At 40.7% G+C, this 14,704-nt stretch carries 11 protein-coding genes; 4 read left to right on the top strand and 7 right to left on the bottom strand.

The window, feature by feature from the left end; genetic code table 11:
* The first annotated feature begins 161 nt into the window (after positions 1 to 161).
* Together C7452_RS01465 and C7452_RS01460 are read left to right on the top strand one after the other, a co-directional pair.
* Positions 162 to 815, top strand: a complete 654-nt coding sequence (locus C7452_RS01465) for a methyltransferase domain-containing protein (protein ID WP_115891992.1) — start codon at positions 162 to 164, stop codon at positions 813 to 815.
* A 42-nt stretch (positions 816 to 857) separates the two neighbouring features.
* The gene (locus C7452_RS01460; RefSeq protein ID WP_147299756.1) at positions 858 to 1,211 is read left to right on the top strand and encodes a hypothetical protein; all 354 of its coding nucleotides are present in this window, start codon (positions 858 to 860) and stop codon (positions 1,209 to 1,211) included.
* 816 nt (positions 1,212 to 2,027) lie between these two features.
* Here the strand turns inward: C7452_RS01460 and C7452_RS01455 are convergent.
* The 5 genes from C7452_RS01455 to C7452_RS01435 form a co-directional block, all read right to left on the bottom strand.
* Positions 2,028 to 4,916, bottom strand: coding sequence for a type I restriction endonuclease subunit R (locus C7452_RS01455; RefSeq protein ID WP_115891990.1), 2,889 nt, complete (start codon positions 4,914 to 4,916; stop codon positions 2,028 to 2,030).
* 25 nt (positions 4,917 to 4,941) lie between these two features.
* Positions 4,942 to 5,823 (bottom strand): hypothetical protein, encoded by an 882-nt coding sequence (locus C7452_RS01450; RefSeq protein ID WP_115891989.1) that lies wholly within the window; start codon positions 5,821 to 5,823, stop codon positions 4,942 to 4,944.
* Positions 5,807 to 7,114: a restriction endonuclease subunit S gene (locus C7452_RS01445; protein WP_115891988.1), complete on the bottom strand. Its 1,308-nt coding sequence runs from the start codon at positions 7,112 to 7,114 to the stop codon at positions 5,807 to 5,809. The genes C7452_RS01450 and C7452_RS01445 overlap by 17 nt, the downstream gene beginning before the upstream one ends.
* Before the next feature lie 6 nt (positions 7,115 to 7,120).
* Positions 7,121 to 9,148 carry an HsdM family class I SAM-dependent methyltransferase gene (locus C7452_RS01440; RefSeq protein ID WP_115891987.1) on the bottom strand — a complete coding sequence of 676 codons (2,028 nt, stop codon included), beginning with the start codon at positions 9,146 to 9,148 and terminating at the stop codon, positions 7,121 to 7,123.
* Positions 9,149 to 9,369: 221 nt separating this feature from the next.
* Complete coding sequence (locus tag C7452_RS01435) at positions 9,370 to 9,840, bottom strand: hypothetical protein (RefSeq protein WP_115891986.1); 471 nt, start codon at positions 9,838 to 9,840, stop codon at positions 9,370 to 9,372.
* A 1,013-nt stretch (positions 9,841 to 10,853) separates the two neighbouring features.
* Between C7452_RS01435 and C7452_RS09030 the strand changes: the two genes are divergently transcribed.
* Positions 10,854 to 11,411 carry a hypothetical protein gene (locus tag C7452_RS09030; protein ID WP_147299755.1) on the top strand — a complete coding sequence of 186 codons (558 nt, stop codon included), beginning with the start codon at positions 10,854 to 10,856 and terminating at the stop codon, positions 11,409 to 11,411.
* Here C7452_RS09030 and C7452_RS01425 read toward each other — a convergent pair whose 3' ends face one another.
* The gene (locus C7452_RS01425; RefSeq protein WP_115892499.1) at positions 11,412 to 12,176 is read right to left on the bottom strand and encodes an ABC transporter permease; all 765 of its coding nucleotides are present in this window, start codon (positions 12,174 to 12,176) and stop codon (positions 11,412 to 11,414) included.
* Positions 12,177 to 12,223: 47 nt separating this feature from the next.
* Positions 12,224 to 13,162: an ATP-binding cassette domain-containing protein gene (locus C7452_RS01420; RefSeq protein ID WP_115891984.1), complete on the bottom strand. Its 939-nt coding sequence runs from the start codon at positions 13,160 to 13,162 to the stop codon at positions 12,224 to 12,226.
* 112 nt (positions 13,163 to 13,274) lie between these two features.
* On the opposite strand from C7452_RS01420, the gene kaiC reads away from it, so the two are divergent.
* Complete coding sequence (gene kaiC / locus C7452_RS01415; RefSeq protein ID WP_245942748.1) at positions 13,275 to 14,693, top strand: circadian clock protein KaiC; 1,419 nt, start codon at positions 13,275 to 13,277, stop codon at positions 14,691 to 14,693.
* The last annotated feature ends 11 nt before the right edge of the window (positions 14,694 to 14,704 follow it).

Raw genomic sequence — 14,704 nt, 5'->3', positions numbered from 1 at the left:
ATGATTCCAGTATTATATGACAACCTTTAAGATATGGCTTCAAACTGTAACTGAAGAAAAATTGACAGAAGGCACATATCTTGGTGTCCCGATATACATGGAATGGTCGAAATCTGACTATCTTGAATGAATACTTATATAATAAAACTAAACATATATTTATGAACTCTGTACTTCTCCTTGGAAGGGGGCTCTCAGAGTACACTGACATGTTCAACCTTAACACCCATGAACTTGCAGGGAAAAGGATACTCGACTGTGCCGCCGGTGTGAGTTCCTTCAGGAGTGAAATGAAGAGAAAAGGTTTCAGTGTAACTGCAGTTGACCCAATCTACAGTAAAAACCCAGATGAACTTGAAGTTTTAGCAGAAGAGAGTTTTAAGAGGCACAGAAGATTCCACGATGATTTCATCAGGGACGTTAAGGTTAAAGGTGAGCCACTTGAAGATTACAGGAGGGCCGTGTTCCGGGAGTTCCTGAGGGACTACATGGAAGACCCTGCAGGTTACATTGCTGGTGAGCTCCCCCATCTACCATTCAATGACCTTCAATTCGATCTTGTACTCTCTGCAAATCTTCTCTTCCTCTATGAGGAAAAGCTGGGTTACAGTTTCCATGTTGAGGCGGTGCAGGAGATGCTGAGGGTGGGACGAGAGGTGAGGATATTTCCAGTTACCAACATTCACAGAAGAAGGAGGTCCATATACCTTGAGGGAATAATGGAGGAATTTTCTGATCATGAAATACTTATCCAGCGCGTCCCATACCATGAGAAGACAGGTTATAATGAAATGTTGATTATAAAATCGATCTGATTCATGACTATAAGGGAGGTGTTTCCGTAGGGAGGTGTTTCCGTGAGAAGAGTTACCATCGCTGCTTTAATTGTAGCGATTGTTTTTGTGGGGTCTATGGCCTTCACTGAATCTCCCTATGGCCTTATATCCCCATCAAAGGCCATTAAGGTTGTTAAAAAATCCGTTCCCGGGGATTACAGCAAGTTAAAGTTGAAGGCGAAACTAATAAAGAAGCCGCCAAGGTACATCTCAGGTTTTAATGTGAAGGGGAAGATTGTCCGTCTTAGAATTAAGAGGCCCGTCTACCATGTCCTGGTCTATGACTGGAATCCCTCCAGTCCCACCTACAAAATGGTGATTGGTGAGGCATGGGTTGACGCTGTAAGTGGAAGGTTTCTATGTGGGGCCGGATGAGCCCTCATTTTTTTATTCGTTATAGCTATATATTACGAATTTAAATATATGATTCTAATGACCGAAGCACTGGAACATTTCCCCTACGATTACTATAGTAGTTGGCTCCACATCAACAAGAAGAAATCTAGTAAATTTTCAAAAAATGCCACGGATTGGTGATAGGTAATAATGATCAAAGAAAGTTTCAATCCATTCACCACGTTGTATATGAATAATAGTTGAGCAATTAAAAAATATGCAATCAGGTAAGTACAGGGCAGACAGATTCTATAAAATCAGACACATTAATACCATTCCAAGAATCATCTCGACTTTTTTTATTAAAGGTTCATTAAAGAACCATAAGTATGAAATCTTTCTCCTTCCCTCTCTTCTGCAGAATCTGCACTTGATTCTTTTTCTCCGAGCTTTAAAGCCTAATTCTAACAAACTATAAACGTTTATTCCAAAGCTAGTGTCTCCTGAAATCTTATTAGCATTCGATTGATTTTCTTTTGTTGTTATTTTGCTTGCGGTGTAACGCGTCTTCATTGAAGCAAGCAGATCTAATAATGCATTTGTATATATAGATAGGTATTCCTAAATGAGCGTCGCCCATAATAACCCCTTATTTAATTGATTCTGCCTCCCAATTGGGCTTTGTCATTATAGAATTGAATACTTACTATAAAACTATTAATGCATTTATAAAAGTCACTGGTGAACTTAAATACTAAGAAATAACCGTGAAAAAGCCTTCAAATAAGAGCTGTCATTATCTTAACATGTGACACCGCATAACATACTAAAACATGTTTTCCGCAGTCAGAGCCATCAAGGTTTTCCTTTGATTTCCATGTAAACACTTTCAAAAAGAGCTTCCTCAAGCGATTCCCTGATTTTCTCGTCGTCCATAACTTTCTTGAACAAGTCAGTATTTTTTTCTAGCATCTCAAGCATTGCATCCTTAAAGTGATCCCCAAAGATTGCCTTCACATTTTCAGGGGGATTTTTTTCAATCTTTTCAACAAGTTCATCATTGGATTTGAGCTTGTTTTTAACTTGTGAAATATATACCATCTCATCCTCACTAAAATCAGTGCCATATGTCTCGTTAATTTCAGCTATGATCTGTGACAACCGCTCCTTGACATCTTCAGTAAAATTGCCTGCACTCTCTGAAATTGGAGGGATTACACCTCCCCCTTTGAGTCTTATATCAACCACGCCATTTTCCTCTATTTTATAGGACTCTATATCCACATCTTCAAGTATGCTAAATGGTAGTGGGTTGTTGATAGTTGGTAATTTTTTGTTAAGGAACTTGTTGAATATATAAAGCTTCTCAAGGTCAACATCACTGAAGGGTATGAGTTGTGACAAGTATGAATAAATATTCTGGTACCTTCGGAGGGCCTTTTTGAATTTAACCTGCTCTTCAACTGAAAGTTTAGTGAATAGGTTCCTGATAGGATCTAATATGCTGTGAAGAACCGGTTGTGGATCTCCATTCTTATAGGCCCTCACAAATTTATCAACAACAAACCTATCAAATATGCCAAAGTCAAAAAGAACATCCGCAAGTTCGTATAGTTTATGAGGGTCTGTACCCTCCTCAAGACATGTGGTCTCATAGTAGGGTTCAAAAGCTTTCTGTATTGTTTCCGGTTTGTTTGCAAAATCAAGTATGAATGTATCGTTTTTGTTTTTCATGATCCGGTTGACCCTGTTAAGTGTCTGAACTGCTGCGATACCATTAAGCGGCTTATCAACATACATGGTGTGTAATAATGGCTGATCAAATCCGGTTTGGTACTTATTTGCAACAATCAATATTCTGTATGGATCCTCCTCAAAAGCATTCTCTATTGATTTAGATGGAGGGATATCGTTCATTGATGTCTCAGTATACTCCTCACCATCATGCTTGACCGTGCCTGTAAAAGCAACAAGCGTTTTTATAGGGTAATTCATCTCCCTCATGTATTTATCAAATGTTTTCTTGTACTGCACTGCGTGTAGGCGGGATCTTGTTACAACCATTGCCCTTGCTCTGCCACCAATCTTGTGGATAGTAGAGTTCATGAAATGATCCGCCATTATCTCCGTTTTTTTCCTTATTGAATGGGGGTGTTCCTCGACGAACTTACGTAATACTCTTTTAGCCTTCTTTTCTTCAAATTCTGGATCTTCTTCCACCGTCTTAACCAAATTGAAATATGTCTTATATGAAATGTAATTTCTGAGAACATCAAGAATGAAACCTTCTTTGATAGCTTGTTTCATTGAGTAAACATGAAATGGACGGTATTCCCCATACTCATTTTTTGTCCCAAACATTTCAAGTGTTTTGTTTTTTGGTGTAGCTGTAAATGCAAAGAAGCTCACATTTTTAAGATCTCTAAAAGATTCTATTTCATAGAGTAGTTCCATTTGAACGTCATCACTTACATCGTCAATTAAAGCCGCTTCTTCAAGGCTTTTAACACTTAATACTTGCTTCATCTTCCTGGCAAGAGAACCCGACTGGCTTGAATGTGCCTCATCTATTATAACTGCATACTTTCTCTTTGGGAGATCTCTTACTTCCTCCATTACAAAGGGAAACTTCTGTAGAGTCGTCACTACAATGTTACTTCCCGTTTTGAGGGCCTCAGCAAGCTGATGGGAATCCCTATCAATTTTTTCAACTATCCCAATCCGCCTCTCAATTGCCTTTATCTGGTCTTGTAACTGGCGATCTATAACCCTCCTGTCTGAAACAACAATTACCATGTCATATATTCTCTTGTCAAATGAGTCAAACTTGTTTAGTAATCCATGTGCCAACCATGATATTGTCTTGGTTTTGCCACTTCCAGGACTGTGCTGTATAAGGTAATTTTGACCCGGCACTGATTCGTCAAGTAATCTGTCAACACATTCCAACTGGTGATACCTTGGAAATATTACTGTCTCATTACCCGTCCTCACATTTTTTTCCACGAATATGAAATTGTTAATAAGTCTTGAGAGCTTGTTGACCTGTAAGATGTCATTATAAAGGTAACTCGTTTTGTAATCATTTTTCAGGGGCGGGTTTTCGAGACCCTTGTTAAAGGGTAGGAAGCGGGTATGCTCTCCTTCAAGTTTTGTTGTCATATATATTTTCTCATCACTCATGGCAAAGTGTACAAGGCATCGCTGGAATAATTTTTCATTTGGGTCCCTATCTTTTCTGTACTGATCCATCGCTTTTTCAACACCTTGAGTGAACGTATTTTTAAGTTCTATGGTGAGTATAGGTAGCCCGTTGATAAAAATTACAATGTCAAGGCGATCTTTTTTTCTCTCATGATATTGAAGTTCGTCAATAACTGAAAATATATTACTCTCAAATTTCATGAAAAGGTCGGGGTTACGGTTATTATTGGGCTTGGGGTAGAATAGTTTAAAATGGGCGCCCGCCTCGTGAAATCCATTTCTGAGGAGATAGATAGTTCCTTTTCTTTCAAGTTCGGAAATGAGCCTATGGAAGAATTTCTTTGCTGCGTCTTCCCCATAAACTCTTTTCAATTGCTCCCACTGTTCCAATTGGGTCTCCATTATAAATTGTAGGGTAATTTCAGGGTCAATACAAGCTATTTTATCATAGTTATGACTGTTTCTGCGCTGGTAGCCCGTGCTTAGAAGATAATTGATAATGTCCTCCTGAAATCTCTTTTCAGACGTATCAGTCGACATTATGGATCCTCTCTTATGTACACAATTATTTTTGTAAGGTTTTAAAAAATTTCGGTTCATTTCTAATAAAATTACCAATTCTTGATAATTCATACATGGCTGCTTTTAACACTTGTTCACAAAGCAAAGCTGTGTGTTTGTTTGGATAAAATTTATCTTCTAATTGTTTATATGGATGGATATAATTTCTAAAATCTCGTAAATAGTGACTAAATACTTTCACGTCCTTTTTTAAAAATCCTATTTCATAGGATACGTTAATTAAATCATTTAATTTCCATTTATCAAATTTCTTAACCTTACCACTTTTCTCCCGCGGCGATGAATTTGCTCTTCCATATTCTGCAGGATACTGAGAAGCTATCCCTAATAATATCCCCTCTAAAGTGCTGCCGATGAGAAAAATAGAAGCTAAATAAGCCTCACTATTTAAACAGATACTGATCTCATTCATTCTTGAGTTAAGAATAGTTACAATATTTTCATCAAGTCCCAATGAAAAAAAATCAGGGACATCAAATTCCTGCTGTAAAAAAAATTCTTCGCTGTTAGAACCAGTTTCCAGTGATTCATCTAATATAAACTTAGCTTTTTCGAATAATTTCCAATCTTTTTCATTGTCGTCATCATAGAGATATTCATAGTAGTCCAACAAATCTTTTAATAGTTTATGAACGGTAACATCGGATTCTATATCCCAGAAACATCTTAATCTGTTTGCTTTCGAATGACTAGGATAACCCAATTCGTCACATGCTTTTTCATAACTTTCATCAAAAATATCTTTACCTACACTAGTTCTAACAAAATCTCGAAAGGCTTTATTTGAAAAGTCTAAAACATAGCCCGTCTTCATGTTAAATAACTTTTCAAATATTTGTCTTTGTAATTTATTTAAGGTCGACATTTTTACCGACTCTTTCTTCCACATCAACTTTTCCTGTGACAAGATGATAAATGAGCGATTTCTTGTATTCTTTAAGAAGATCAACATTCTTTTGGATTTTTCTGGTTGTCAAATTAATTTTTGAACTATTTTGATCCAAATAACTAACAATAATTTTCTGTTCCTTAAGAGGCGGAACTTGAATTCTTAAGTTTTTAATTACATGCTGGCTAATATTCGGCTGCCCTCCACCATCACTTAAAGATATGATATTATCTCTATTACTAAAAAACCAATAGAAAACAAACTTAATGTCTAATATATTACTGTTTGACAATACACAACAAGCTTGATTGACACAAGCATCTATGTTAAGTAAAGATATCTTTCCAATTGTAGCGCCATACATGGCAACTATTAGGGAATTCTTCTTATAGATTTTTAGAGCACTATAGTCCCTCAAAGCTTTTTTTGTGATCCTTTTCGATGTTTCATTTAAAATAGAATCATTTAAATCCCCAGTAATGACCCATGGGATGGTGCCTCTATTATAATAACTTCCATCTTGAGATTTGGGTGTTGTTCCACTGCCAATAATATCAAAACTTCGAGATATTTTTCTTAATTCCCAAGTTTGAGGAATCTCACCAATCCAATCAACACCAGAATCCTTCATTTTCATATTAGGATTCAGACCTTTCGTCACCGCTAGATTTATTAATGCCTTTCTTTTTTCTTGGAAAAGATCAATAAGTCGAGTATACTTCTCTATTGTTAGATCAATTTTAGATATCTTGTTATCTAGAAAGGACGCTATCTTCCTTTGTTCTTCTAAACTAGGGTATGGGATTCTAATATTTCTCAATACATTATCTTTAACATGAGGAATACCCATCCCCGTGGTCAAATCCCTCAATAAAGGCTCAAAAGCATTGCATAGATACTTCGAGTACCTCATATCCATCTCTGACACAATTAATTTAACCATTGTGGACGATAAATAACCGTCTTTGCCTTCTAAGAACTCTCCAGCATTTGAACCATCCCATAACAACAACAAATCCCCATCGTTAACCCTAACAGCACCTCCCTCAGAATCACAGTAAAAAACCTTAGATCCTCTTCCTCTCAGATAATCCATAGTAAGATACGGAAGAGAATCCCCAGATGGAGTCTCTCGAAGATTCTTAGGAACCTTTCCTTTTATATACTTAAAATGGATTTTAAACTTGTGTACATTCCACTCACAAGGTATCTCACCAATCCACTCAACACCAGAATCCTTATATTTAGGGTAAGGTTTTAAATTCATGAAAAACTACTCCCAAACCCTATCATCCAGATCATCCTTTATAAGTTCCAGGATCTCACTAGTCAATGTCTGGATATCACTATTAATATCCTCTAGAGATCTTGGAGGTTTATATTTGTAAAAGTACTGGTTGAAATTTATTTCATAACCTATCTTATCCTTTTTTCGATCCATCCATGCATCTGGATAATATGGTAAGACTTCTCTTTTGAAATACTCATCGATATCCTCCTTTAGGGGTATCCTCTCAGTATCCCTTAACTTAGGATCAGGTTTTTTATTACCCCTCGTATCAGTAACATAGTCAGCAGTTTCATCATGTTCAGAAAGGGCAAGTATAATATTTCTTATAAAGGCGTTTGAAAGTTCAAAATTTTTCAGGGCCTTTTTAACTTCCTTTTCAAAATCCTTCCAGTTTTTATAGTGGTCATTAATTTTCTGGAGCGCCCTAATAATGTCTAACTGCAATTTTTTCCCTTTCTCCTCCTCAATCATTCTCTTCTCAATATTTTTATTCTTGCTCTCAGCCAATTCTCTGAATGCATTCACAGAGTATAGATTCTGCAGTCGCTCTTCAGTCACTTCAAAGTTCAGTTGCATGGGTCTTTCTACAGTGACCTTTACGTAACCAAAGTCATCATTATCAAATATTTTAACCATATCGTTTTCACTGAAGTTCCTGTACAAAGTAAGAATATCGTCTATATCCCTGTCACTTAATTGGTGTCTCTTCTCACCAAGACTTTTTCTCATCTTCACGTACTTGGAGGATGCATTTATCATCTGTATCTTACCAATCCTATCAGGGGACTTCTGATTTGTCAGGATCCATATGTAAGTCCTTATGCTCGTGTTATAGAATAACTGATCGGGAAGACCTATAATGGTCTCCAGATAATCATTTTCAATTATCCAGCGCCTGATGTTACTTTCTCCAGATCCAGCATCGCCTGTGAATAGGGGTGAGCCATTTGTAATGACGGCTATTCTAGATTTTTCATCATCCTTCATCTTTGATAACATGTGCTGTATGAAAAGCAGCTGCCCATCTGTTATTCCAGGGAGTCCTGCTCCAAATCTCCCCTCAAATCCAAGTTCAGCTTCCTTTTCAACAACCTCTTTATCTTGCTCCCATCTACGACCGTAAGGAGGGTTTGATATCATAAAGTCAAATTTTTCATCCTTTAACTGATCATCAGAAAGTGTGCTTGAGGGTCCCTTTATATTTTCAGCGCGCTCGCCCTTAATAAGCATATCCGCCTTGCATATTGCATATATCTCTTCATTAATTTCCTGACCATATAGTACCACATCAATCGTGTCGTTTATCTCCCTTACAAAGTTCTTACAACTTGTTAACATGCCACCTGTTCCGCATGCAGGGTCATATACCTTCTTAATGAGGTTCTTTTCCTTTAGATTCTCTCCATTCTCCAAAAAAAGAAGATGAGTCATGAGCTTAACAACATCACGTGGCGTGAAGTGTTGTCCCGCCTCTTCATTTGACTGTTCGGAGAACCTCCTGATGAGTTCCTCAAAAATGATCCCCATATCATGGTTGGATATCTTATCTGGATGAAGGTCAACCTTGGACTCTGAAAATTTCTTTATGAGGAGGTATAAAAGGTTGGCCTTTGAAAGTTTCTCTATATGCATTTTGATGTAGAAGTTTTCAAAGATGTCCTTAACATTTGGGCTGAAACAGTCCAAATAGTGCATAAGATTCTCCTCGATATGATCAGGGTCTTCAATGAGGGATTTAAAGTCATATTTTGAGTAGTTATAAAATCCAAGCTTTCTTCCATCTTTATCGACGGCAGCTGCCTCTAAAATGGGATCAAGATTTTCTATCTTATCTTTATATTCATTGTACTTTCTTAGGACATCATCTTTTGAATGTTCTAGAACGCAGTCAAATCGTTTTAAAACCGTGAATGGGAGTATAACCTTTTGGTATTCGTTTCTTTTGTACGTATCCCTCAGTAAATCAGCTATTTGCCATATAAAAGATACTATGTCCTGATGATTTTCCATTAAAGCACCGCCACTAATTTTTTCATGTGATATTTTATTGATTTTTCAATGATATTATAATTACACCATGATTATCTCCTGATTAAAATGGAATAATAATGTGTCAGCAAATCATCCCCTACACAACATATAAACTGCAATCTACAGTCTGTAGTTATTAATTAGTTTATTACTCTTTTAATTTTTCTAATTGGCGCCTAGCGATTTTTGCAACTCGATCCTCACTTTTTGCAATATGAAGCCATGTTTTTTTTGCTGAAATTGCAGTATGGACAACGTATATCATACCAATAAAATTTATCAATCTGCTCTAACTCAGTTTTGCATTTTGGACATCTAGGACCTTCAATATTAACAAGCCTTTCATTTACTTGAATGCGATCTAGTGGGTTAGGAGTCCTTATTTTCCATAGTAGTCCCTCATGTCTCAATTCAAAATTAACAATCCATCCCATTGCAGATCCAGCTCCATATGGGTGAACAATATATCGCATCCTCCTGCGGATGAATACTGTGATAATCCATACTGTTATCAGTATTATTGAAAATTGCCAAATCATGTTTGAGTAAGAATAAACAAATTTTAGATTAAATCTTATTAGGTGTGAACAAAGAAAGGGGGCGACAAAACTAAAGATTGCTGCCACAAGAGGAGAACAATAGCTAGTAATTAAAATTTCTTTTATGTTCATCTTTTTTCTCCCAGAAGCCATATCAACTTAAACATTGTGTTTAAATTTTATATCTAATTTTAGGGTATAACACCTACTAACTTAAATATGTTTAAGTAGTGGAGGAAAGTAGTGGAGGAGATTACATAGGTCATGTCATTTTTATAAGCGAAAAATATCAGTATTAAACAGTCAGAGGCTATTAAGAAATGTTAAAGTTTGTATTTAATCGACTGCTTTTTCAATGTCAGAAAACCTATTTTAAAGTAAAATCCCACTTTGGTCTGATTTCAAGAAATAATTGCAGAAACGACGTGATTGTACTTGTATTTTCAATCCCACTTGGTCTGATTTCAGTTTAAAAACATGTATAATTTAGTATTATATAAATCTATTTGTTGAACTGACATGTTAAGTTAATGACGCGCATAAAAACTTATAAAAGAAGACTTTTCAGTAATTTGTGTATAAAGGAAAACTTCATGGTGACTGGGAGATTCTCACACCAGCTACAGAAAGATTTTCCACCCAGCCCCTCTTTCATTATAAACCTTCTTGAACAGTCTGTCTCCAGGTTTAGGATTGCTCTTGAAAAACTATTCCAGGCAGGTCCCATCCACAGGGAAATGCATTCCAGCAGAGATTACCATGGTTCACGCCTCTACACCCACCCATCAATGAATCTATCACCCTACAGGATCTATATTAAAAGCTGGCATGACCATGAAACCATACTCAACAGGATGATATCCCAGACAGCATATTACCTTATGTGTGCAGCTGAACTTGTGGGTGGAATGGTCGATGGTGAAAGGTCTGAATTATGCCAGGCGCTCTTCAGATCAGCGGCTGGAATCATGGACAGGTACCATCTCTGGGCCTTTTTCACCATCGATATTCTTGAGGAATCACGGGTGATCGAGCGACTAATATCACAGGGAAACAGGCTTTACAATGAAATTTACAGTATCTTCCGGATTATAAGGGACACTGTTATTTACCTTAACCTCATCCACCCTCTGCAGGTGGATGGGGTGGAGATGCCCCTTCGGCAATTTTACAGTGTATATGAACTCTGGGCGATCTCAAGAATATGGGATAAATTCCGGCAGATGGGATTTCATATTAAATCCGTTGAAAAAAGACTTCCGCATCTTCCATCCTCTAAAATATCCCTCAGGATGGAAATGGGTGATGAAACTGCCATGATAATATGGGAAGTGAAGCTAAATGCAATTAAACATTCAACCTACTATGGTGACCTCCTGCAAGCCCTTGGAGGAGGTGGAAGTATCATAAAGCCAGATATAACTGTTCTTTATGAATCTGAAGGTCATAAGAGGGCTCTGGTGGGGGATGTTAAGTTTTCAGTTACAGATACAGGACTTCCCCCTCTTGAATCCGTCTATAAAGTTCTGAGTTATGTGGAGGATCTCAGGAAATCTCCCCTGTTCAGAGGATGGGATCTTGAGGGGCTCCTGGTGTACCCTGGAATGGTGAGCCCAGTTACCGTTCCCTCCTCACAGAGTGGCAGCCATATCCATGTTTTTCCGCTTAACAAATCAAACAGAGAATTTGGGGTATTTGGTTAATTACATTAAACTCTGCTCCTTCCTGTTGAAGAGGAAAGCCGCTGCAAGGACGGCTATAACTGCAAAAACCGATATCACTGCAACGTTAACCTCAAGTGGAAGCACTGAATTTCTCAGTATTGTAAAGCGGAGGGCGTCGACTGCATAGGTGAGAGGGTTTATATAGACCGCGCCCTGAAGCCAGGCTGGGAGTCCGGTTATTGGGAAGAGGGCCCCGCTCAGGAGGAATATGGGGAGCACTATAAAGCTCATTATGAGGTTGAACCCCTCCATGCTGTCTGTGAAGGCCGCTATCATGAGGCCCAGGCCACCGAGTCCCATGGATATTATGAGGGCTATCACCATGCTAACCGCGAAGCAGATCGGGGACATGGTAACCCCCACTATGAATGATAGGACAAGCAGGATAGCCGCCTGTATCATTGAGGCAGTGCTTATCCCCAGTGCCTTACCAACCACCATTGACTCCCTGGATATGGGCGCCACCAGGATCTCCTTCAGGAAACCGTACTGTCTGTCGATTATCACCGAGACCCCTGAGAATATGCTGGTGAAGAGCACTGTCTGGCCTATGATCCCCGGATAGATGAATGCCTTGTATCCCCCCGGGACACCGCCGAATCTGACCGCGGCCCCCAGCCCTGTCCCGAATATTATGAGCCAGAGGAGGGGGGTGACTATTGATGTGACTATCCTGGATCTGTACCGGAAGAATCTCTTCATTTCACGGAGCCATATCGTGTATATACCCTCGATTTCAGCCATTTCAATCACGCCTCCAAGCAGAAACACAGGAAACCATCAGGAACCGGTCACGCCTCAGTTATACCCCTGCCTGTGTACTTTATGAATACATCCTCAAGTGTGGGGTGTTCGAGTTCCACGGCCCTCACATAGTAGCTGTTCCTTGCTGCAAGGTTAACTATCTCCGGGACCAGGTTCTCTCCCCGTTCAACCAGTATTTTAACCTCATCATCCATGAGGTAGGCCTCCTTGACATAGTCCTGCCTCTGGAGGAGTTCATAGAAGTCAGGTGCCCGGTCAACCCTGACCGTTATGGTGTCTGCTCCAAGCTCCCTTTTGAGGTTCCCTGGACTGTCGGCCTTTATGATCTCGCCGTGGCTCATTATGGCAACCTCATCGCAGAGCTTATCGGCCTCCTCCATGTAATGGGTTGTCAGCAGCACTGTGACGTCCTCCTCCCGGTTGAGTTTCTCTATGTACCTCCATATGCTCTCCCTTGTCTGTGGGTCGAGTCCAAGGGTTGGTTCGTCGAGGAAGAGGACCCTTGGATGGTGTATGAGTCCACGGCCTATTTCCAGCCTCCTCTTCATCCCCCCGGAGTAGGTCTTCACGTACTCGTCTGCCTTGTCTCCGAGGGCTATGAGATCCAGGACCTCCTCTATCCTCTTATCCCTTATATCCCTGGGTACACCGTAGAGGGCGGCGTGCATCTCCAGGTGCTCCCTGCCTGTGAGTATATCATCCAGGGCCCTTGACTGGAAAACTATCCCAATGGATTCCCGGACCTTCCTTGCATCCTTCACTATGTCATACCCGTTGACAGTGCCCCTGCCCCCGGTGGGGCGGAGTATGGTGCAGAGCATGGATATCAGTGTCGTTTTACCGGCCCCGTTTGGTCCCAGGACGCCGTATATGGATTCCTCAGGGACCCTCAGGTTCACTCCCTTAACCGCCAGGAAGTCATCATACCTCTTCCTTATATCCTCTGTCTCGATTATGTGATCCATTTAAACACTCCCGGCCCTTCAGTATTATTCGCTTATTTTTTATGGTGGCTGGTATAATAATATTATCATGGGAGTATAACCTGCGCTGCACTGAACTCTCATATGTTAGGGGGTGTTTTTTCTGGTCTTTGAGAATATTGAGAAGGCCCCCACCGGTGTAAGGGGCCTTGATATGATTACTGAGGGGGGTTTTCCAAGGGGCCGTAACACGCTGATATACGGGGGCCCCGGGACCGGTAAGACCTTCATTGCAATGGAGTTTCTCCTGAATGGTGCCTCGGTCTATGGAGAGCCCGGTGTCATGGTTAGCTTCGATGAACCCGCAGCAAACCTTATTGAAAACTTCAGATCATCAGACAGGCTCCTTGAGAGGCTCCTCAATGATGGTTCACTCTTCATTGAGGATGTTTCCTGTGGCATGGACCCTGAGATTGGATCCTACAGCCTGGAGGCCCTGAAGCTGAGGATCGAGGACGCCATAAGGAGGACCGGTGCCAGGAGGGTGGTCCTTGATAAGGTTGATAACCTCTTTGATGACACCGAAAGACCCGGTCTGATAAGGTCTGAACTCCATGAACTCATAGGGTGGCTGAACGGTATGGGGGTTACCAGCGTATTCACCTCAGGGGATTCAGGGGGTTCCCCCAGCCATGGGCTTGAGGAGTACATCTCTGACTGTGTCATACACCTCACCCACACCTTTGAGGGGCAGGTGGGGACAAGACACCTCCGGGTGGTGAAGTACCGTGGCTCCGGTCACGGCCTCAACCGGTACCCCTTCCTCATAAACAGGAGGGGGGTCTCAATATTCCCGATCACGTCCCTGGCCCTTGATTACAGTGTGAGCAGGGAACTTGTATCCACAGGGATACCGGACCTGGATGATATGCTGGGCGGGGGCGTGTACCGGGGATCGTCTGTGCTCATATCCGGGACCACAGGGGCCGGTAAGACCAGCCTCCTCTCAAAGTTTGCCTTTGAATCCTGCAGGAGGGGTGAGAGGTGCCTCTTCTTTGCCAACGAGGAGCCCGCTGACCAGATAGTCCGCAACATGAAGTCCATCGGCATCGATCTTGGTGAGTTCCTGGGTGAGAACCTCCTCATACACTCTGATCGTCCAACATCCCTTGGACTTGAAGCCCACCTCACATCAATGCAGGACCTTGTCATGGACTTCAGACCCGATGCTGTGCTGGTTGACCCTGTCACGGCACTGGCAGGTGCTGGTAGCCCTGAAAACCGGGCCGAGAATTCAAAGAACCTGTTCATAAGGTTCACTGATTTCCTTAAAAGCAGGGGCATCACCTCAATATTCACGTACCTTATAAGTTCACCCTTCACTGCAACAACCACCGAACTCAAACTGTCCTCACTCATAGACACCTGGATAGTCCTTGAACATGTGAGGACAAACGGGGAGTACCGGAGGCTCCTCCGGATACTCAAAAGCAGGGGCATGAACCATTCAAGCAGTATAGCGGAGCTCAGGTTCACCGACAGGGGCATACTCCTCAAGGGGGGTTCCTGGTGAAGCATGGGGGT

This window comes from Methanothermobacter defluvii (assembly GCF_003385755.1).
Taxonomy (GTDB): domain Archaea; phylum Methanobacteriota; class Methanobacteria; order Methanobacteriales; family Methanothermobacteraceae; genus Methanothermobacter; species Methanothermobacter thermautotrophicus.
The sequence above is the reverse complement of the archived record's forward strand: the minus strand, read 5'-3'. Positions and strand labels throughout refer to the sequence as shown.

What these genes read in the sequence shown, in the direction of transcription:
- C7452_RS01440 (WP_115891987.1), bottom strand. Translation starts at nt 9,148, where the DNA reads ATGGAAAATCATCAGGACATAGTATCTTTTATATGGCAAATAGCTGAT.
- C7452_RS01420 (WP_115891984.1), bottom strand. Translation starts at nt 13,162, where the DNA reads ATGGATCACATAATCGAGACAGAGGATATAAGGAAGAGGTATGATGAC.
- C7452_RS01465 (WP_115891992.1), top strand. Translation starts at nt 162, where the DNA reads ATGAACTCTGTACTTCTCCTTGGAAGGGGGCTCTCAGAGTACACTGAC.
- C7452_RS01450 (WP_115891989.1), bottom strand. Translation starts at nt 5,823, where the DNA reads ATGTCGACCTTAAATAAATTACAAAGACAAATATTTGAAAAGTTATTT.
- C7452_RS01445 (WP_115891988.1), bottom strand. Translation starts at nt 7,114, where the DNA reads ATGAATTTAAAACCTTACCCTAAATATAAGGATTCTGGTGTTGAGTGG.
- C7452_RS01455 (WP_115891990.1), bottom strand. Translation starts at nt 4,916, where the DNA reads ATGTCGACTGATACGTCTGAAAAGAGATTTCAGGAGGACATTATCAAT.
- C7452_RS01425 (WP_115892499.1), bottom strand. Translation starts at nt 12,176, where the DNA reads ATGGCTGAAATCGAGGGTATATACACGATATGGCTCCGTGAAATGAAG.
- C7452_RS01435 (WP_115891986.1), bottom strand. Translation starts at nt 9,840, where the DNA reads ATGAACATAAAAGAAATTTTAATTACTAGCTATTGTTCTCCTCTTGTG.